At 60.9% G+C, this 19,349-nt stretch carries 14 protein-coding genes, 2 tRNA genes and 1 pseudogene; 3 read left to right on the top strand and 14 right to left on the bottom strand.

Features of this window, described 5'->3' with window-relative positions:
* Nucleotides 1-38 precede the first annotated feature (38 nt).
* The gene (locus ACESWY_RS04695) at nt 39-512 is read left to right on the top strand and encodes a hypothetical protein (protein ID WP_373093128.1); all 474 of its coding nucleotides are present in this window, start codon (nt 39-41) and stop codon (nt 510-512) included.
* 107 nt (nt 513-619) lie between these two features.
* Here ACESWY_RS04695 and ACESWY_RS04690 read toward each other — a convergent pair whose 3' ends face one another.
* The 5 genes from ACESWY_RS04690 to gltB form a co-directional block, all read right to left on the bottom strand.
* Nucleotides 620-2,017 (bottom strand): amidohydrolase family protein, encoded by a 1,398-nt coding sequence (locus tag ACESWY_RS04690; RefSeq protein ID WP_270226340.1) that lies wholly within the window; start codon nt 2,015-2,017, stop codon nt 620-622.
* A gap of 268 nt (nt 2,018-2,285) precedes the next feature.
* The gene (locus ACESWY_RS04685; RefSeq protein ID WP_373093129.1) at nt 2,286-3,362 is read right to left on the bottom strand and encodes a hypothetical protein; all 1,077 of its coding nucleotides are present in this window, start codon (nt 3,360-3,362) and stop codon (nt 2,286-2,288) included.
* Nucleotides 3,363-3,555: 193 nt separating this feature from the next.
* Nucleotides 3,556-4,263: a hypothetical protein gene (locus ACESWY_RS04680; RefSeq protein ID WP_373093130.1), complete on the bottom strand. Its 708-nt coding sequence runs from the start codon at nt 4,261-4,263 to the stop codon at nt 3,556-3,558.
* Between the two features lie 415 nt (nt 4,264-4,678).
* Nucleotides 4,679-6,160: a glutamate synthase subunit beta gene (locus ACESWY_RS04675; protein WP_373093131.1), complete on the bottom strand. Its 1,482-nt coding sequence runs from the start codon at nt 6,158-6,160 to the stop codon at nt 4,679-4,681.
* A gap of 5 nt (nt 6,161-6,165) precedes the next feature.
* A complete protein-coding gene (gene gltB / locus ACESWY_RS04670; protein ID WP_373093132.1) occupies nt 6,166-10,863 on the bottom strand; it encodes a glutamate synthase large subunit in 4,698 nt (1,565 codons plus the stop codon).
* A gap of 521 nt (nt 10,864-11,384) precedes the next feature.
* On the opposite strand from gltB, the pseudogene ACESWY_RS04665 reads away from it, so the two are divergent.
* Nucleotides 11,385-12,640, top strand: a pseudogene (locus ACESWY_RS04665) (Nramp family divalent metal transporter).
* Between the two features lie 151 nt (nt 12,641-12,791).
* Here ACESWY_RS04665 and ACESWY_RS04660 read toward each other — a convergent pair.
* The 6 genes from ACESWY_RS04660 to ACESWY_RS04635 all read right to left on the bottom strand — a co-directional run bounded on the left by ACESWY_RS04660 (nt 12,792) and on the right by ACESWY_RS04635 (nt 15,374).
* Nucleotides 12,792-12,935, bottom strand: a complete 144-nt coding sequence (locus ACESWY_RS04660; protein WP_035137395.1) for a rubredoxin-like domain-containing protein — start codon at nt 12,933-12,935, stop codon at nt 12,792-12,794.
* Nucleotides 12,936-13,023: 88 nt separating this feature from the next.
* Nucleotides 13,024-13,527 (bottom strand): flavin reductase family protein, encoded by a 504-nt coding sequence (locus tag ACESWY_RS04655; RefSeq protein ID WP_055310340.1) that lies wholly within the window; start codon nt 13,525-13,527, stop codon nt 13,024-13,026.
* A 207-nt stretch (nt 13,528-13,734) separates the two neighbouring features.
* The gene (smpB, locus tag ACESWY_RS04650) at nt 13,735-14,205 is read right to left on the bottom strand and encodes an SsrA-binding protein SmpB (RefSeq protein ID WP_035137396.1); all 471 of its coding nucleotides are present in this window, start codon (nt 14,203-14,205) and stop codon (nt 13,735-13,737) included.
* Nucleotides 14,195-15,112 carry a tetratricopeptide repeat protein gene (locus ACESWY_RS04645; RefSeq protein WP_035137397.1) on the bottom strand — a complete coding sequence of 306 codons (918 nt, stop codon included), beginning with the start codon at nt 15,110-15,112 and terminating at the stop codon, nt 14,195-14,197. The genes smpB and ACESWY_RS04645 overlap by 11 nt, the downstream gene beginning before the upstream one ends.
* A 94-nt stretch (nt 15,113-15,206) precedes the next feature.
* A tRNA-Glu gene (locus ACESWY_RS04640) sits at nt 15,207-15,283 on the bottom strand.
* Nucleotides 15,284-15,300: 17 nt separating this feature from the next.
* Nucleotides 15,301-15,374, bottom strand: a tRNA-Gln gene (locus tag ACESWY_RS04635).
* A gap of 275 nt (nt 15,375-15,649) precedes the next feature.
* Between ACESWY_RS04635 and ACESWY_RS04630 the strand changes: the two genes are divergently transcribed.
* Nucleotides 15,650-16,060, top strand: coding sequence for a hypothetical protein (locus tag ACESWY_RS04630; protein WP_006235322.1), 411 nt, complete (start codon nt 15,650-15,652; stop codon nt 16,058-16,060).
* A gap of 196 nt (nt 16,061-16,256) precedes the next feature.
* Here ACESWY_RS04630 and ACESWY_RS04625 read toward each other — a convergent pair whose 3' ends face one another.
* The 3 genes from ACESWY_RS04625 to ACESWY_RS04615 form a co-directional block, all read right to left on the bottom strand.
* Complete coding sequence (locus ACESWY_RS04625) at nt 16,257-16,616, bottom strand: arsenate reductase family protein (RefSeq protein WP_118226386.1); 360 nt, start codon at nt 16,614-16,616, stop codon at nt 16,257-16,259.
* A gap of 92 nt (nt 16,617-16,708) precedes the next feature.
* A complete protein-coding gene (locus ACESWY_RS04620; protein WP_373093133.1) occupies nt 16,709-17,761 on the bottom strand; it encodes a MupG family TIM beta-alpha barrel fold protein in 1,053 nt (350 codons plus the stop codon).
* Between the two features lie 117 nt (nt 17,762-17,878).
* Nucleotides 17,879-19,309: a PTS transporter subunit EIIC gene (locus tag ACESWY_RS04615; protein WP_195625107.1), complete on the bottom strand. Its 1,431-nt coding sequence runs from the start codon at nt 19,307-19,309 to the stop codon at nt 17,879-17,881.
* Nucleotides 19,310-19,349: the final 40 nt, after the last annotated feature.

Below are 19,349 nucleotides of genomic sequence, written 5' to 3'. Positions count from 1 at the left end.
ATAAAGGCGTGCAGCATATCGAATGAGAGGCAGTTTGCATGGATAACTTTATGAAAGGTCGCAACGGCGCCGACGAACTCACCATCGTGCTCGGCTTTTTCGGCATCATCCTCGCGATGATCGGGTCGCTCGCACATTTCCAGTGGCTCAGCTGGATCGCCATCGCCGTCATCGTGATCGGCGTGCTGCGCGGCCTGTCCAAAAATATCGACGCACGTCACAAGGAGAACGAGGCCTTTGTCGCCGCGACTGCAAACGTACCCGGCTTGGGCAAGTTTGTAGCTAGCTTGGGCGGCGGAGCTGCAGCGGCCAACGCCTCGCGCGCAGCCGGTACTAGCAAGGAAGACTTTGAACGTGCCAAGCGCACAGCCAAGAAGATGTGGAAGGGCCGCAAGACCACGGCCTATCTCAAGTGCCCCAACTGCGGCCAGATGCTCTCCGTTCCCAAGGGCAAAGGCAAGATCCGCGTCACCTGCCCCAAGTGCCATGCCAAGATGGAGACGCGCTCATAGCCGCCATACCATGGGACAAATAAAAGCCGAGGCCTCGCACTGGGACCTCGGCTTTTTCTGATTATGACAAAAGGATTGTCCCTTTGTCGCATCGCCATATCGCGCGCTTACGCCACGCCATCGCGGGCAAGCTCCTCGGCCAACGCCTCGGCAGGCATGGCCATAATCGCGTCGAGCTCGGCGTCCACCTCGGGAATACGCTTTACCTTGAGCTTGCGCACCAGATCACCGCGACACATCACGTGCGTCGGCTCACACAGTGCGCACAGGTCATCGAGCGGATTCTTGCGCGTCACCAGGATATCGGCGGCCTTGCCGCACTCGATTGTGCCGGTCTCGCCGCCCAACCCCAGTAGCTCGGCATTGACCTGCGTGGCCGTATGCAGCGCGAAGGCGTTGCCCACGCCGACATACTTGGCAAAATAGGCCACCTCACGCCACATGTCGTACTGCGTCACGAACGGGCAGCTCGAGTCCGTGCCAAGGCCCACCTTAACGCCAGCTTCCAGTGCGGCACGGGCGCTCTCGATGATGCCCGAGCACACGATGTCGCCGTTCTTCTTTTGCGTATCGGTAGAATGGGTCTTTTTCGGGTCGAGCAATACAAACGGCAGCGCCGGGCTGATAGTGCAGGTCACACTCGGCGCACGCCCCTCGAGCTGTGTGCCCGCGGCGCCACGATACAGCTCCAAGATTTCGGGTGTCAACGGAGCGCCGTGCTCAATCGTGTCAACGCCGGCCTCAAGCGCGGCCTTCACGCCCTCGGTGCTCTCGACATGGGCCATGACCGGAAGGCCCATATCGTGCGCCGCCTTGCACGCCGCCGCGGCAACCTCCACCGGCATACGCAGCACGCCCGGCTCGCCCACCTCGGTCGCATCGAACACACCGCCCGTTACGAACAGCTTAATGACGTCGGCACCGCGCGCATACAGGTCGCGCACCTGTTCGGCTGCCTCGGCGGGACTGTTTGCCACCTGGGCGAACAAGCCCGCACCATGGCCGCCCGGCACCGTGACGCCCGTTCCCGGCGCCACCAGGCGAGGACCTTGATACTTGCCGGCATCGATAGCATCGCGCACGGCCAGATCGGCAAACAGCGGGTCGCCCGCGCCGCGCACCGTGGTCACGCCGCTTGCCAGCTGCTGCTGAGCGCTGCCCTTGAGGATATGGCGCACGATGGCGCGCCCCACGGGATTATCGAGCTTCTTCATCAGCGCGCCCGCATCGCCCGCCGAAACCGGTTTGCCCGAACCGCACAGATGCACATGCATATTGATGAGGCCCGGCATGAGATACGCCCCTGCCAGGTCGATGACCTCGGCGCCCGCCGGCGCCTGCGCCACAGCACTCGGCCCCATCCATGTGATGACACCGCGCTCAACGGCCACGGCCATATCGGGCTGCGGCTCCATATGCTCCGAGCCATCCAAGACGGTCGCATTGATAAACAACGTGGGACGATCGGCAGACGCCATATCGAGCTCCTCCCTCACGATTAACATGAACATTTGTCCATTATCACCTAATGCAGCGACCTAAAGTCGAGCATATCGGTTAACGGAGGGAAGAGGGGATGTGGGGGACGGAATACGTTGCAGCCCCACCCCAGCAACATCAGGGGAATGTCTCGATCTGTAACAGGTACAGGGTTATTGGGCCCCTTGATGTTACAGATCGAGACATTCGGTCGACGTTTCACCGGTTTGTCTCGATCTGTAACAATTACGAACTCAAACAACTTCTAAACGTTACAGATCGAGACAAAACCTCTCAGCGCCCATACCACTGGCGTCTCCACTCCTCAGCCAATTCAGCCTGCCGAGGAATACCCGCCAACCTCATTTTCTCGACCAGCTTCCCCGGGTCTTTGAGTTCGTTAAACGTAAACCGAAGCACCTTATGCCCGAGCATTGTCAGATGAGATTCCCGCTGACGCTCTGCCACGAATGGGTCGACCGACTCCCGGCCCTCACCGTTCTGCAAGGTGTACTTCCCCTTTCCGTCGAGCTCGCCGATGACACACGTCCCGTCCTCGAGCCGCCAAAAATAGTCGACGCGAAACACCTGGCTCGGATCGAGCGGGTCGCGAAACTCCGCCTGCAGCTCCGGAACCGGAAAGCCGTACGCAATAAAGAACGCTCGGAACCGAGACTCGCCGCCGTTTTCGGACAGCCCGTCCGCATACGACGCAATCGCCTGTGCCCTGCGATACCCTCGCCTGCCCTCGCAATCGGCGCGGAGGCGCTCGCACAAATCCCCACGTGATACGCCCTTCGCCCGCAATGCAGAATCGGCGATCGCCAGACCATACGAAAACGGCGCACGCAGCAGACAATCCTCCACCGTGCGCCAAAACGACGTCACCCGCACGCCGTCGACGCGCTCAAGCGCTCCCGCCATCTGAGGACGCAACAACCTGCACCCGCTGCTCAACGTCACCGAACAACCCGTCTTAACAAGAAAACGCGGCCCGAGCAGATCATTCGGCACCTCCAGGCCCCACAAAAGTGCCGCGTCATAACCCCAAAACGCCCAATCGGGATGAAATTCCGCAAGCCCTTTGATAGTCCTCAGCGCTCGCTCCGCCGGCGTCAATGCATCCCAATCATGCTGAAAACAGAACAGGTACGGCTCGGGCTCCGCGATATCGTCGGTTCCAACATGGCGTCGCAGCCACATGAGCTCGGTATTGTCATGCGTTGCGAGCAGCGCACCTTGCTTGGCCGTCTCCGTGAGCCGCGCGAGCATCCTATTCCGCGCCAACGTGTTGCGAGTCGCATGTTTGTGTTTGAGAACGGTATTAGACACTTTCATCACCACCACGTCAGACAAATGGACCATCGTCACCGTTGCCTCCGCTGGCAAATGTCTTGATCTGTAACAGGAAGACAGTCTTTAAGCCTCTAGTTGTTACAGAACAAGATCTTTCGGCAGCCGCCAACCTTCCGTCTCAATCTGTAACAGTTACGGGCCCAAACAGCCGCCAAACGTTACAGATTGAGACAAAGTCAGGGCTGTAGGGCGGCACCAGTCACATCCCCTACTCCCATTCTTGTTCGTAGATGTTGAGGGACTTCACGTAGCGCCCCTGGGCGCCCATGATGTCGCGGACCAGGCGCAAAAAGAAGCTAACGCACGAGGTGTCAAAGCCGTCCTGCAGATCCTCGGGATGCACCGCACCCGGTCCATCGACCGCCGTGTCACTCAGGCGCGCGATGTCATACAGATAGAGCTGTCCCGCCGTCAGCCAGACATCGTCGACGCAGGCGAGGCGCACCGCGATCGCGCCGTCGCTCCAATGCTCCTTTTGCACGATATGCGGGTCGTAGACATCAAAGCGAAGGTCGGCGCGCGTATCCTTCAGCGCAACCATGCCGTTCGCAGGATCCTTGTCCAAAATGCCAAAGCGCGAGAAATACTGTGTGTCGCGCACCTGCTCGAGCCGCTTAAGCGAGGCAGGCGAAAACGATGCCGGCGGCTCATCAACATACAGCTCGAGCAGCGTCTTGCCATGGCGATAGGGGCGCTCGAAGAGCAGCCAATCGGTAAACGCCATGTTGTAGGCCATGATTTCGTTTTGGGAAGGCTCGGTGCGATAGCTGAGCCACGGGTCGACAATAATCTCAAACTGCTCGCGCGCCGGCTCCAAAAACTGAAACTTCCGCAGCATCCAAAAATGGGCCATGTCGGCAATATCGTTGCCGACGGCTTCGGCCAGATGAGCTCGGTCTAAAACGTGGTCAGTCACGGCATCCTCCTCAAACTGATGAACCTCAATTTGAGCTTACGAGGAGGGTGGGCAGCCACTGTCAGCACGGACAAAATAGGCCGCCGGCTGCAAACCAACTGCTGACCAAACACTTGACGGGACACTTGACCGAATATGCGCGCCGCAACAAAACCGCAGGTAAACATAGACGGCCAACCCGCTCTTTTGAACCAGATGCCCGTAGCCACCACAGAAACAACAGGTGACCACAGCCCAAGAAGTCGACAAATGAACACCCGTACGTCGGCAAACGAACAAATCGGTCGCAAACCCGCAAGGAGTGTCCCCGAATGCCGGCACATAAGGAACGTCCCCAGCTGCCGGCACTTGGGGACGTTCCATTTGGGCCAGCCGTTGGGGACAGCCCTTGTCGATTCAGCTGTGGACAGCCGCCTTACAGCTCCAGCGCCTCGGCGACTTCGGCTGCGCAGGCCAGGGCGTCGGCCATAGCGTTCACCACGAGCGAGCTGCCGTTACGAGCGTCACCGGCAACATACACCGGCGCGGCATCCGCGGCGACGCCGTCGACACGCGCCGCGAGGTGCGAGCCCTCGGCAGCCATCACAGGCAGCGGACGACCAGCGGTGGCAACAGGCACGCCTACCGCATCGAACACGCCATGCTCGGGACCCGTAAAGCCGCAGGCGATGAGCACCAGCTGGGCCGGCACCTCGTGCTCGGAACCTGCAATGCGTTCGGGCTTTCCCGCCGACCAGTCCAGATCGACCACGCGCAGACCCGCGGCCGCACCCTTCTTGTCCAGCAGCACCTCGAGCGTATCCACGCCCCAGGCACGCATCTCGCCGCCCATCGCAGCGATAGCCTCCTGCTGGCCGTAGTCGGTCTTCTTAACGTTGGGCCACTGCGGCCAGGGGTTGCTCGCCGCGCGCTTATCGGGCGCAGCCGGCAAGAACTCAAACTGGCGCACGCTGCGCGCACCCTGACGTACCGCGGTGCCCACGCAGTCGTTACCGGTATCGCCGCCGCCAATGACGACGACGTCCAGGCCACGTGCATCGATGACAGGCTCGCCGCCATCGAGCACCGAGACGGTCGAAGCCGTCAGGTAGTCCACGGCATACACCACGCCCGGGGCATCAATGTTCGCAGCCGAAAGCCCACGCGGAGCACGGGCGCCGGCAGCCACCACGACGGCGTCAAAGTCGTCGAGCTTGGCGGTAACCTTGGGATCGCTCACGTCGGCACCCAGCTCGAACACAATGCCCAGCTCGCGCATGAGTGCCACGCGACGCTCGACCACAGACTTCTCGAGCTTCATGTTGGGAATGCCGTACATGAGCAGGCCGCCCGGGCGGTCGTCACGCTCAAATACCGTCACACGGGCACCGCGACGTGCAAGCTCCCATGCAGCCACCAGGCCAGCCGGGCCAGAGCCAATCACAGCGACCGTGGGTGCATCCTCCCCTGCCGGCTCAAAGCGGCGCGGACCGCCATTTGCCCACTCATGGTCGCTGATCGCACGCTCGTTGTCATGGATCGTCGTGGGTTGGCCATCGACCGAACCCAGGTTGCACGCGGCCTCGCACAACGCCGGGCACACGCGACTCGTAAACTCGGGCATGGGCGAGGTGAGCGACAGTCGCTCGGCAGCCTCATCCCAGCGGCCGCGGTACACCAGCTCATTCCACTCGGGAATCAGGTTGTGCAGCGGGCAGCCGCTCAGGCGTGCCTTGCCAAAGCTCGCGCCCATCTGGCAAAACGCCACGCCGCACATCATGCAGCGGCTCGCCTGGGCACGGCGCGCATCGTCGTCGAGCTCCACGAACAGCGGATCGAAATCGCGGCTGCGCTCCTCCACGGGGCGCAACTCATGGGCCACGCGATCGATATCAAGAAAAGCACCTGGCTTACCCATGGCACTTACGCCTCCTTCTTGGTCGAAGCAAAAGGGCTGGCAGCCACGGGCACAGCACCCGCAGTACCGCCCGCGACATCAAAGCGAGCGACATCCGCGGCGCTCGCGCGACCGGTCACAATGTCAAACGCCAGCTCCTCAGCCTGCGCATGCGTCTTACCGATGGCCTCGGCGGCGGCGACAATCGCCAGCACGCGCTCGTACTCGGTCGGAATGACCTTCACAAAGTGTTTGCTCATCGTCTCAAAGCTGTAGAGTAGCTTAATGCCGCGCGGGCTCTGAGTCGCGTCCACGTGCTCCTGGATGAGCGCACGAATCTGCGCCAGCTCGCCGGCCGTCGGGGCCTTGAGCTCAACGCTCTCGTGGTTCACGCGGGCATCGAGCGTGCCGTACTGATCGAAGACATAAGCCACGCCACCCGTCATACCTGCGGCGAAGTTCTGCCCGACCTCGCCCAAGATGAGCGCCAGACCGCCCGTCATGTACTCGCAGCCATGGTTGCCGCAGCCCTCGACCACCACCGTGGCACCGGAGTTGCGTACGCCAAAGCGCTGGCCGGCCAGGCCGTTAATGAAGCCGCGGCCACTCGTAGCGCCAAAGAACGCAACGTTGCCCACGATGATGTTCTCGTCGAACTTGTAGGTCGCATGCGGGTTGGGGCGCACCGACACCTCGCCGCCCGAAAGGCCCTTGCCAAAGTAGTCGTTGGCGTCGCCGCACACGTTGAGCGTAATGCCGCGCGGCAGGAAGGCGCCAAAGCTCTGACCGGCCGAACCATCGCAATCGATGGTGATGGAGCCGGCGGGCAGGCCCTCGGGATGCGCCTTGGTCACCGCGTTGCCCAAGATGGTGCCCACGCAGCGGTTGACGTTGGCGATATCGGCGCGGAAGCGAATCGGGCGCAGGTGCGCACGGGCATCGGCCGTATAGGGCACAAACAACGTGGAGTCGAGCGTCTTGTCGAGCTCGCTGTCCGCAGCCATCTGGGGCAGGAAGTGACGGCCGTCGGCATCCGGGATATGGGCACCAAACTCACAGGTCGCGCTCGCCAGCACGGGCGACAGATCGAGCAGGTTGGCCTTGCGGTTGCCCGGGACCTCAATCTGGCGCAAGCACTCGGGATGGCCGACCATCTCGTCGACGGTGCGGAAGCCCAGGCTCGCCATGACCTCACGCAGCTGCTCGGCAACAAAGAGCATAAAATGCTCGACGTGCTCTGGCTTGCCGCGGAAGCCGCGACGCAGGCGGCAGTTTTGCGTAGCGATGCCGGCCGGGCAGGTATCCTGCTGGCAGTCGCGCTGCATGAGGCAGCCCATGGAGATGAGCGGCATGGTCGCAAAGCCAAACTCCTCGGCACCCAGCAGGCAGGCGACGGCAACATCGGTGCCGTCCATGAGCTTGCCATCGGCCTCGAGCACCACGCGTGAGCGCAGGCCGTTTTGCAGCAGCGTCTGCTGGGCCTCGGCAAGGCCAAGCTCCAGCGGCAGACCGGCGTGCCAGATCGAATCGCGCGCCGCAGCACCGGAGCCGCCGTTGTGGCCGCTGATCAAGATCTTGTCGGCGGCACCCTTGGCCACACCGGTGGCGATGGTGCCGACGCCGGCCTCGCTGACCAGCTTGACCGACACGCGTGCGCCGGGGTTGGCGTTCTTAAGATCGAAGATAAGCTCCGCCAGGTCCTCGATGGAGTAGATGTCGTGGTGCGGCGGAGGCGAGATCAGGCCGATGCCGGGCGTGGACTGACGGACCTCGGCGATCCAGGGGTAGACCTTCTTGCCGGGCAGGTGGCCGCCCTCGCCGGGCTTGGCGCCCTGGGCCATCTTGATCTGAATCTCAAAGGCGCTGCACAGGTAGCGGCTCGTCACGCCAAAGCGCGCGCTTGCCACCTGCTTGATGGCGGAATTCTTGGAGTCACCGTTAGCCAGCGGGGTCTCGCGGCGCGGATCCTCGCCGCCCTCGCCCGAGTTGGAACGGCCGTGCAGGCGGTTCATGGCGATGGCCATGCACTCGTGTGCCTCTTTGCTGATGGAACCGTACGACATGGCGCCGGTGTTAAAGCGGCGAACGATGTTGAGCGCGGGCTCGACCTCGTCGAGTGCCACCGGGGTGCGGCCGCCGGCATCAAAGTCCAGCAGGTCGCGCAGGCGCACGGCACGGCCGGTGCGGTGCAGGCGGGCGCTGTACTCCTTAAAGGTGTCGTAGCTGTCCTCACGGCAGGCGGTCCGCAGCAAGTAGACAGTCTGCGGATCGATGAGGTGATCCTCGCCGCCGAGCGGGCGCCACTTGGTCAGACCCAACGTGGGCAGCTGATCGGGAGCCGGGCTCTTAAGGATAGCGAGCGCGGCGTCGTAACGCTCGTTTTGCTCGCGCTCAACGTCCTCGACACCCATACCGCCCACACGGCTCACCGTGCCGGCGAAGTACGCGTTGACGAACTCCGGCGTAAAGCCGACGGCCTCAAAGATTTGCGCGGAGTGGTAGCTCTGCACCGTGGAGATGCCCATCTTGGACATGATGGAGACGATGCCCGCCGTCGCGGCCTTGTTGTAGTTGGCGATGCCCTGCTCGGCTGTCACGTCCAGATCGCCGTGCGCCGCCAAGTCGCGGATGCACGCATGCGCGTTGTACGGATAGATACCGCTCGCGGAATAGCCCACCAGCGCCGCAAAGTCGTGCGGGGACACGGCGTCGCCACACTCCACCACGATGTCGGCAAAGGTACGCACGCCGGCGCGGATCAGGTGGTTGTGCACGCAGCCCACGGCGAGCAGCGACGGCACGGGCACCTCGCCCGCTCCGGCGCGATCGCTCAACACCACGATGTTCACGCCGTCGCGGACCGCGGCCTCAACGTCCTCTGCAAGCTGCTTGAGCGCAGCCTGCAGCGCACCCTCGCCGGCATCGCGGCGGTAGACGGCACGGAAACGGCGGGTCTTAAAGCCCACGCGGTCGATGGCGCAGATACGCTCGAACTCCTCCTCGTTGAGCAACGGGCGCTCCAGGCGCACCAGTTGGCAGGCCGTACGGGAGTCCTCGAGCAGGTTGCCGTGGTTGCCCAGGTAGAGCGTGGTCGAGGTGACCATGTGCTCGCGCAGGGCATCGATCGGCGGATTCGTGACCTGGGCGAACAGCTGATAGAAGTAGTCAAAGAACGAGCGCGTCTTCTTGGACAGGCAGGCCAGCGGCGCATCGATGCCCATCGAGGCGAGCGGGGCCTTGCCCTGCTGGGCCATGGGGCGCACGACCTCGTCAACATCATCCCAGTGATAGCCGAGCTTGGCCATGCGTACGGCGGCGGGCACCTCGGCGTCCTCGGCGGGCGTTGCCGCAACGGGCTCATCGAGCGCGTCAACGGTCAGCGTCTCCTCGGCAATCCAATCACGGTAGGGCTTTTCTTTGGCATAGCGGGCGCGCAGTTCGTCGTTGTAGATCACGCGGCCGCGGGCAAAGTCGACCTCGAGCATCTGGCCCGGCCCCAGACAGCCGCTCGTCAGGATGTTCTCGGGGCGCACCTCGATGGTGCCCACCTCGCTTGCCAGCATAAAGCGACCGTCGCGCGTCACATAGTAGCGGGCGGGACGCAGGCCGTTACGGTCGAGGGCGGCACCCAGCGTGCGACCGTCGGTAAAGGCGATGGCCGCCGGGCCATCCCACGGCTCCATGAGCATGGACTGGTAGGCGTCGTAGGCGCGGCGCTCCTCGCTCAGACTGTCGTTGTGGTCCCACGGCTCGGGCAGCAGCATGGACGCGGCACGCGTGAGCGGACGGCCGTTCATGACCAGGAACTCGAGTACGTTGTCCAGAATCGCGGAATCGGAGCCCTCGCGGTTGATGATGGGCATCACGCGCTCAAGATCGTGCTGCAGCACGGGGCTGTACAGGTTGGGTTCGCGGGCGCGAATCCAGTTGACGTTGCCCTTGAGAGTGTTGATCTCGCCGTTGTGGATGATAAAGCGGTTGGGATGTGCGCGCTCCCAGCTGGGCGTGGTGTTGGTGGAGTAGCGCGAGTGGACGAGCGCCACGGCCGTTTTGACGGCGGCGTCGTTGAGGTCGATGAAGAAACGGCGCATCTGCGTGGCCACAAGCATGCCCTTGTACACGATGGTGCGCGAGCTCATGGAGCACACATAGAAGATCTTGTCGCGCAGGGCGAACTCGGCGTCGGCCTTCTTCTCGATGGTGCGGCGGCACACATACAGGCGGCGCTCGAAGGCGTCGCCGGCGGGCGTGTCGTCGGGGCGGCCCAGGAAGGCCTGCAAGATTGTGGGCATGCAGGCGCGGGCCGTCTCGCCCAGGTCGTGCGGGTCGACGGGCACCTCGCGCCAAAAGAGCAGCGGCACGCCGGCCTCGGCGCAGCCCTCCTCAAACACGCGGCGGGCATCCTCTACGCCCTTGTCGTCCTGCGGGAAGAACAGCATGGCCACACCATAGTCGCCCTCTGCCGGCAGAATCTGGCCGCACTTTTGAGCCTCTTTGCGGAAAAAGTGATGCGGAACCTGAAACAGGATTCCGGCGCCGTCGCCGGTGTTCTTCTCGAGTCCGGTGCCGCCGCGGTGCTCCAAGTTGACCAGAATGGACAGTGCGTCGTCCAGAATCTGGTGATGGCGCTCGCCGTTGATATCGGCAAGCGCGCCGATGCCACATGCATCGTGGTCGAATTCGGGGCGATAAAGGCCCTGCTGCTGAGCGGAATCTGCCTGCATCGCGATCCTCCCCTAGGTGTTAGACAGTCAGTTGACTAGGCATACTAGAAGCATCACCGGTCCGTTGTGTTTCCCGCCCGTTTCGAAACAATCGCTTAACGCACGCCCTACGAGTGGACACCGCCGACCTCAAGGGCGACAACATAGGCCCCCAAGTTCAGCCCGTATGCTCACCGCTTCAAACATCTCAATCCGTAACAGGAAGACCCAATTTTGGCGCCCAACTGTTACAGATTGAGATGTTTTTGAGAGACGGCTCCGAATGTCTCAATCTGTAACACGAAGGGCCGGTTTTGGCGGTCAGCTGTTACAGATCGAGATTTTCCATAGAACCATTTCTTCCTGTCTTGATCTGTAACAGCTAGGTCCAATTTCCATCCCTAGTTGTTACAGATCAAGACATTTCGGCAGTCCCCTTCCTCATCCTATTCAAATACAGCTATTTTGTTAGTCTTGGTTAACTTCGAGCCTAAAACGGGTATCCTTTGCGGCGTCAAGCAAACGGCACGCAGGAGCGCACCATGATCAACCATCTCAAACAACACTTTGGTTCCCGGCGCACCGGTGGCCACGGCGGACTCGACATCGCACGGCATATCGGCCCTGGGCTGCTCGTGACCGTTGGCTTTATCGACCCGGGCAATTGGGCCTCCAATATGGCCGCCGGCTCGCAGTTTGGCTACGCGCTGCTGTGGATCGTCACGCTGTCCACGATCATGCTCATCGTGCTGCAGCACAACGCGGCGCACCTGGGCATCGCCACGGGCATGTGTCTTGCCGAGGCCACGACGCGCCACCTGCCCCGCCTCGTCGGGCGTGCGATACTCGGCAGCGCGTATCTAGCCACGGTCGCCACCGCCATGGCCGAAGTCCTGGGTGGCGCGATTGCCCTTCAAATGCTCTTTGAGCTGCCTGTGCGCACCGGCTGCATCATCGTGGCGGCAGTATCGATGGCGATGCTCATGACGAACTCCTACAAGCGTGCCGAACGCTGGATCATCGCCTTCGTGGGCGTGGTGGGACTTTCGTTTTTAGCCGAGCTTGCACTAGTCAAGATCGACTGGCCGCAAGCCGCCACAAGCTGGATCACACCCAGTATGCCCACCGGCTCGGCAGCGATTATCGTAAGTGTCCTAGGCGCGGTCGTTATGCCCCACAACCTCTTCCTGCACTCCGAAGTCATCCAATCCATGCACTTCGAAGGCCAAGGCGAGCGGGTTATCGAAGAACGTCTGCGCTACGAGCTCTTCGACACGCTCTTTTGATGGGCGTGGGCTGGGCAATCAACTCGGCCATGGTCATCCTGGCCGCAACGACCTTCTTTGCGCACGGCATGGTCGTAGACGACCTCGCCGTCGCAGCGGCCACGCTCTCCCCCATTCTGGGCCCGGCAAGCTCGACCATCTTTGCCGTGGCGCTGCTATTTGCGGGGCTCTCGAGTAGTGTGACGGCGGGCATGGCGGCGGGCACCATCACCGCGGGCATGTTCTACGAGGAATATGACATCCACGACCGACATTCCTCGATCGGAGTGGCGGCCTGTTTCGTCGGCGCAGTGGCGGCGTGCCTGGTCGTCCCGAATCCTTTTGAGGGTCTCATTTGGAGTCAGGCGCTGCTGTCGCTTCAGCTGCCGATTACGGTCTTTGTGCTCATACGGCTCACCAGCTCAGCCCGCGTTATGGGCAAATACGCCAACTCGCGCCCGCTCAACGCGCTGCTCGTAGGGATCGGCGTCATCGTGACGATTCTCGACATCGTGCTGCTAACGGGGATGTAATTGGGATGGCGTGACTGTCCAGATATAACGTCTTAATCTGTAACACGTGAGACCGTTTTAAACCGTCAGATAAATCAAAAGGGTCCCGGCCGAGAATTCGACCGGGACCCTTGGACAGAGCTATGTTCGGCTTTCGCCGTGTGCCTGCGAGTTACTCCTCGACGAGCTCAAACTGATCGGGACCGACGCCGCACACCGGGCACACGTAGTCCTCGGGCAGCTCGGGCGTGTCGACCTCAACCTCGTAACCGCAAACGGTGCACACGAACTTATACGTCTTCTTCTCCTCAGCCATGATGTTTTCCTCTCGAACGTGACTGCTGGTGTACTTGCTTATTAGTATATATTCTCAATAATATAATGCAAGTATTTTTAGAACATTTCTAGCCTTGATACGACGAAGCCTTGGGCGGCGTCTTGCCCTTTAACACCTTGTGGTAGTAGTCATAGGTCAGCGGGGCCTCGCCGCTCAGACGCTCGGCATCTTCGACCTCACCGATAAAGAGCAGGTGCGTGCCCACATCCACGGCATCAATCAGACGGCAGCTAAACAGCGCCGCCGCGTGCTCGGGCACATAGGGCATGCCCAGCGCGGTCTCGTGGGTCTCGTACTTGGCAAACTTGTCATAGTCGCTACTGGTACGGAATCCAAAGTTGCCAATGTAGAGCATATCGGCCGTCTGATCGATCACGGTCAGCGCGAACGCTTTGGCCGATGCGATGACGCCCGAGGTGACATTGTCCTTGTTCACGGCAACCGAAATACGCGGCGGCATGGACGTCACCTGCACCGCAGTGTTGATGACGCAGCCGGCGCGCAGCCCGTCTGCCGCGGCGCTCACCACGTACAGGCCACTCGGCATGGTAAAGAACGCAGTTTTGTCCATAACGATCACTCCCCTAGCTCGGGTTGGAACCTCATGAATGTATGTACCCACAAAAAAAGGCGGCACCCATAACGGACGCCGCCTTTGAGACATATGTGTCAGAACAGTAAGAAAGATGAGACGCCCGCAGTTGCGGTGAAATAGGGACTGAATAGCCCCTCAAACAGGCAAAACAGTCCGTATTCCACCGCAACTTATGCAGAGTGCCTAACGGTTGCGTTCCTTAAGGGCGCGGTCGATTTCGCGTTGGACATCACGCTTGGCCATGTCCTCGCGCTTGTCGTAGAGCTTCTTGCCGCGACCCAGACCCAGCAGCAGCTTTACGCGGCCGTCGATATTAAAGTAGAGCTCCAACGGAACCAGCGCATAACCACGGTTGCGAAGTTTGCCGTCAAGAAAGTCGATCTCCTTGCGGTGCAGCAGCAGACGACGCCGACGGTCGGGATCGCGATTCCACACGCCACCATGGCTATAAGGGTGGATATGCAGTCCGACGAGCCAGCACTCGCCGCCACGAATCAGCGCAAAAGTGTCAGTGATCTGACAGGCGCGCTCGCGAATCGACTTGACCTCGGTGCCGCTCAGCTCAATACCGCACTCAAACGTCTCATCGATAAAGTACTCGTGATGTGCCGAGCGATTCTTGGAAATGAGTTTGCGCTCGCGCTTACTGGGCATCGCCGGCCTCCTTGGCTCCATCGGCGTTTGAGCCCGCAGTCTCGCGCTTTGCCTTGCGCTCGGCATTGAGCTCGGCATCGCTCTCGCGCACCAGTTTGATAATCGCCGCGCAGGCCTCCTCGCCCACCAAGTCGCGAGCACGCACCGTCAGGCGCGTCGCCTCCTGCTTGTCGCCGTCACTTGCAGCATCGGTCGCGCACATAATCAGGCAGATGGCAATCTCGGCCGAAGGCGAGGTCGGCACGCCTTGCAGGGCCAGTTCACCCATCACGTGGTCGTCGCTCTCATCAGCGGCATCCGGATAGGTGGTATGGATCTTGTTGAGCAGGCGCGTCGTATGCGCATCGTTGGGCGCCAGGCGCAGCGCCAGACGCGCGCAGCCCACGGCAGCCGAAACGTTCTCGGTCTCGGGCTCCAAGAAGTACTGACCTAGATTGGCGTAAGCGCGGGCGGCGCACTTGCCATCGCTTGCACGCTCCAGCACCGAGAACGAGAGCGATGCCCATTCCTGCTTGTCCTCGAGTGCGCGGAACAGCTCGGCCAAATCCAAGCGATAGTTGCAGTTCATGGGGTCCCAACGCACAGCCTGCATCAGGGCATTACGAGCGCTCACATAATCCTGCTGGCGAATGTAGGCAAACGCCATGTCAGAGTACAGGCGGTCAAACGGCACCTCGACCTGCACGAGCTCGCGCGGATCCTTCTCCACGCGGCGATAGGCCAAGCGCTCAAACTTGCTATCGAAGCTAAAGTATTGACGCTTCTCCTCCGTCTTGCACTCAGCATCAATATACTCCTCGGCGAGCTCCACCAGACGCTCCAGCAGCGGCGTCGCCGTAGCCAAGTCGCCCTGCGCCAGATAGTTCTCGGCATACGTGATGTCTTGCAAGCTGATGGGCAGATCCATGGCTACTCCTCGATCTGAGCGAAACACGGCAGGCGCCGTATATACGGTCAATACACAAAACCCGGGTCTCTTACGAGGCCCGGGCGTTCAATTTTGGTAGCCCGTACCAGATTCGAACTGGTGATCTCCGCCTTGAGAGGGCGGCGTCCTAAACCGCTAGACGAACGGGCCATATGTAGCAAATGCAATGGCTGGGATGGAGGGAGTCGAACCCCCATTGACGGAACCAGAATCCGCTGTCCTGCCATTAGACGACATCCCAATGACTGCATCGCTGCGCTCGGCTGTGCCTTTGCGCAAGAAAGAAATATACGGGAAGTCTCGCCGTGACGCAAGCCCCAATTTTGACTTTTTTGAAATTCAGTCAAATTGGCCTAATTTAGTCCAACCCGTGAAGGACCTGTGAAGCCAACCGCTGTACGCGAAGGGCAAAACGCCGCGAGCGGTAGCCGTCAACCGTTGGCAGATTCTACCGTGAAAACGATAGCGCCAGGCAACACAATCGAAGTATCAATGATCGCGTAGATATGAGGCGCCATGGACGAAGAGCTTGATTACCTATGGGAGACCCTGGGCCTCGAGATCACTGCCGACCTTTGGCCCGAACGGGACAAAATCCATCCCACACTGCGCCCCGCCATTACTGTGGTGCAGGCAAAATACCGCCGTGCATCCTTTTTGATCATGCGGATGTCATGGCACGCGGGACTCCCCGACCTTAAGCGAATCCAGGCAAGCCTCGTCGAGCTGTCCGGCATGCCGACCGTCATATCCGAGGCGCATCTGGAGCAGCGCCAGCGCGAGCGACTGCAACAGCAGCGGATTCCCTTTATCTGCCCCGGCGTTCAGGCATATCTGCCCTTTATGGACGAGGAGTACTGGAGCGGCAAGCCCAACAAACACGTAAAGGTCTACGATCCGCACGAATGGGCACAGCTGGCGGACTGACTGGGGCAGGCCCGCCGGCGGAAAGTGCGTCCCAGATTTCAAGCTCAAACTGGTCCCCACTTTCCCGTTGAGCCCTCAACCGGAAACCGTGTCCCGCAATCGAAGCTCAGAATGGGACGTGCTTTCCGCAACCGGCCACTTTGGGAAAGTGCATCCCATTCTGGAAGCGAATTCCGGGACGCACTTTCCGCAGCCGCTACAGCAACGCCTCGGCCCAAGCCGATTCCCTAAAGCCGGGAATCGCAAAGTCGTCGCCCACCAGCAGCGGACGCTTGACCAGCATGCCGTCGGTCGCCAGCAGCTCGTAGCACTCCCGATCCGTCATGCCCGCATCCAGACGCGCCTTCAGGCCCAGCTCTCGATATTTCATGCCCGACGAATTAAAGAAGCGCCGCACCGGCAGCCCCGAACGAGCAATCCAGGTCGCAAGCTCATCAGCCGTGGGATTGTCCAAAACGATATCGCGATCGATATACTCTACCCCATGTTCGTCCAGCCATGCCTTGGCCTTCTTACAGGTCGAGCACTTGGGATATTCAACAAACAGTACGGTCATGGGAATCCTCCGAATATAGATCGGCCAACGCAGGCACACGCCACACGAGGCGCCTTCGTATGATGGGCCAATTGTAGCCCACGGGTCACACGCTAAACGAACCGTACCCCGAATCCGCGTTTAATGAACGGCAGCAGCTCCATTGCCTCGGGCGTGATATGGCCCGCAACGTTCATGCGCTCGTCACCGGGAAGATCGACCCGCGCAATCTCAAGCTCGCCTTCGTAGCGCCCATATCCGCTATTGCTCACAGCGATCGACCCCGCCTTTCGCGGCAGGCCGGCTCCGACATCCGTCGGCACGGAATCCGGCTTAAGCGTCGTACGTGACTCCTGAGACCTAAAAATGAGGACGCTCGAGTCGGGCCGGTCGTGATGAATCTGCCCGCGCACATAGGCATAACCGGGCTCAAGCTCGCATTGCAAATCCACGTATCCGGCGGAAACTTGAGCAAACTGCGCCCAGCCCGCATCGGATAGATCGGGGTCGCCGACCAACACAATGTCGCAATCGGCGCCATGTGCAAGCTCAAGCATATTGAGAGCAACCTTTGACGCGCGACCGCGCTGCGCCTCGACCGTCGGCAGTCCCTCGAATACCGGCCCGCGAACGTTAGCATCACCCGGCACAAAAGCCATGATTTCGAATCCAAGCGCCGCAAGACGAAGATTCACCCGAGCAATGTCCTCCAGAGCTAAACCGGTATAAGGCTTGGGGTAAAAATTGTGGCAGGCGGCAAAACGAGTCACATCGGCACCGGCCTCACGCCACGATGCGATTTCATCAGAACTCACCGTCGATGCATTGACCACAATGTGAAATACACCGGACAGCTCCGCGACCCGCTGGTCGCTAAAGCCATAGTCCAAACGAAGGTATTCCAACCCCAGATCGCGCAGGTCCTCGATGCGCTCAAGCCCGAGCAAATCGCACGTGCGAGGCCCCACATCGGCAATGAGCGCAATGCCGCGGGCGGAAAGCAGCGACAGCACATGACGGACCTTATCGGCATACGCCGCTCCCCCATCCTCGGGAATATGCAGCGAGGTGAACGCATAGCGCGCACCCGCCGCGGCACCACGCTCAATCGTCCGCTCAATATCCTGCAGAGGGCTGGAAAGATAAATCGAAATACCCGTTTTCACGCTTCAACGCTCCTTTAAAAAAGGCCGGCGGAGCAGTTAGCCCCGCCGGCACAACCATAGCATCAAGAAATCTGCCGCGCACCGCGAGCCCCGAGCAACACGGCTCGCGATATCAAACTACTCGCCAAAGAACTCGTTGATCTTCTGCTCGTCGACGCCAAAGAACCACGTCAGGACAAAGCCGGCGGCATAGGCAAGCAGCATAGCGGCAACGTAGCCGAGCTGCTGGCCAGGAACGACGATCAGCAGGCCAAACAGACCGGAAACGCCCTGAGAAACCGTGCCGATGTGAAGCAGCGCCGCGAGCGCGCCGCCAAATCCGGCACCCAGGCAGGCCGTCACAAACGGACGAACGAGCGGCAGCGTAACAGCATACATCAGAGGCTCGCCCACACCCAGGATTCCAACGGGAATGGACTCTGCGACGTACTTCTTGAGCTTGGCGTTCTTGGTCTTAAAGTACAGCGCCAAACCGGCACCGACCTGGCCGCCGCCAGCCATCATAAGGATGGGAAGCAGGTAATTGATACCCTTGGTAGCGCCGTCGGGATCGTTGAGCATAGCGTGGATCGGCGTGAGCGCCTGATGCAGGCCGACGGAAACCAGCGGCAAGAAGCCTGCCGACAGGATATAGCCGCCCAGGACGCCCAGCTTCTCGAAGATAAAGGTCAAAACGCTAAAGATGGCAGTCGTCAGCCATGCGCCAACCGGCTGGATGACGAGCATCAGAGCAAAGGCGCCGATGATGAGCACCAGCAGCGGAGACAAGAACGTGTCGAGTGCGTTGGGCATAACCTTGCGAATCTGACGCTCCATCCAGGCAAAAAATGCGCCAGCGATGAGAGCCGCGATCATGCCGCCCGCTGCGGGGTTGTACTGCGCACTGGTGAGCGGCAGCAGAATGGCAGTGGCAGGATCAGCCGCGCCAGGCGCAAGCAGGGGCATGGCACTGTTGGCGATACACATCATGCCGGCGATGCCGCCCAGCGCAGCGGAGCCACCAAACTCACGTGCCGCGTTATAGCCCACCAAGATGGGCAGATAGGCAAACAGGGCCCAGCCCATGGAACGAATGCCCTGGTACCACCACTCGCCTGCAAGCGCGCCTGCCGTCGAGACGTTAATGACGTTGCAGATACCGTTGATGAGGCCAGCCGCAATGATGCCGGGAAGCAGGGCGACGAAGACATTGGAAATCTTCTTGAGGAAGGCCTGAACCGGCTTAGACTCGTACTTGGCCTTCTGCGCGGCCTTGTTTGTGGCCGCAGCGTCAACCACGCTCTCGTCGGCAACGCCTTTCGCAAGGCCAGTGAGCTTGGAGAACTCCTCGAGCACCTTATTCACCTTGCCCGGACCCAGCACGATCTGCATCGTGTCGTCCTCGACCAGGCCCATCACGCCGTCGAGTGCCTTAATGCCCTCCGTGTCGACGTTGCCCGCGTCTTTGACGGTCACGCGCAGGCGCGTCATGCACGCCGCGTTTGCCAGCACGTTGTCTTTACCGCCCAAAAGGTCCAGCAGCTTTTGAGCCAGCTCTTTGTTCGTCATAACTCCTCCTTGTATTGGGTATCTCGTCTGGATGTCATAT

This window comes from Collinsella aerofaciens ATCC 25986, from assembly GCF_964237925.1.
Taxonomy (GTDB): Bacteria; Actinomycetota; Coriobacteriia; order Coriobacteriales; family Coriobacteriaceae; genus Collinsella; species Collinsella aerofaciens_BJ.
This window is presented reverse-complemented; position numbering and strand designations above follow the sequence as displayed.

Bases quoted from the DNA above. Each gene is read 5' to 3' on its own strand.
- ACESWY_RS04695 (WP_373093128.1), top strand. From the start codon at position 39: ATGGATAACTTTATGAAAGGTCGCAACGGCGCCGACGAACTCACCATC.
- ACESWY_RS04690 (WP_270226340.1), bottom strand. From the start codon at position 2,017: ATGTTAATCGTGAGGGAGGAGCTCGATATGGCGTCTGCCGATCGTCCC.
- ACESWY_RS04675 (WP_373093131.1), bottom strand. From the start codon at position 6,160: ATGGGTAAGCCAGGTGCTTTTCTTGATATCGATCGCGTGGCCCATGAG.
- gltB (WP_373093132.1), bottom strand. From the start codon at position 10,863: ATGCAGGCAGATTCCGCTCAGCAGCAGGGCCTTTATCGCCCCGAATTC.
- ACESWY_RS04660 (WP_035137395.1), bottom strand. From the start codon at position 12,935: ATGGCTGAGGAGAAGAAGACGTATAAGTTCGTGTGCACCGTTTGCGGT.
- ACESWY_RS04655 (WP_055310340.1), bottom strand. From the start codon at position 13,527: ATGGACAAAACTGCGTTCTTTACCATGCCGAGTGGCCTGTACGTGGTG.
- smpB (WP_035137396.1), bottom strand. From the start codon at position 14,205: ATGCCCAGTAAGCGCGAGCGCAAACTCATTTCCAAGAATCGCTCGGCA.
- ACESWY_RS04645 (WP_035137397.1), bottom strand. From the start codon at position 15,112: ATGGATCTGCCCATCAGCTTGCAAGACATCACGTATGCCGAGAACTAT.
- ACESWY_RS04630 (WP_006235322.1), top strand. From the start codon at position 15,650: ATGGACGAAGAGCTTGATTACCTATGGGAGACCCTGGGCCTCGAGATC.
- ACESWY_RS04625 (WP_118226386.1), bottom strand. From the start codon at position 16,616: ATGACCGTACTGTTTGTTGAATATCCCAAGTGCTCGACCTGTAAGAAG.
- ACESWY_RS04615 (WP_195625107.1), bottom strand. From the start codon at position 19,309: ATGACGAACAAAGAGCTGGCTCAAAAGCTGCTGGACCTTTTGGGCGGT.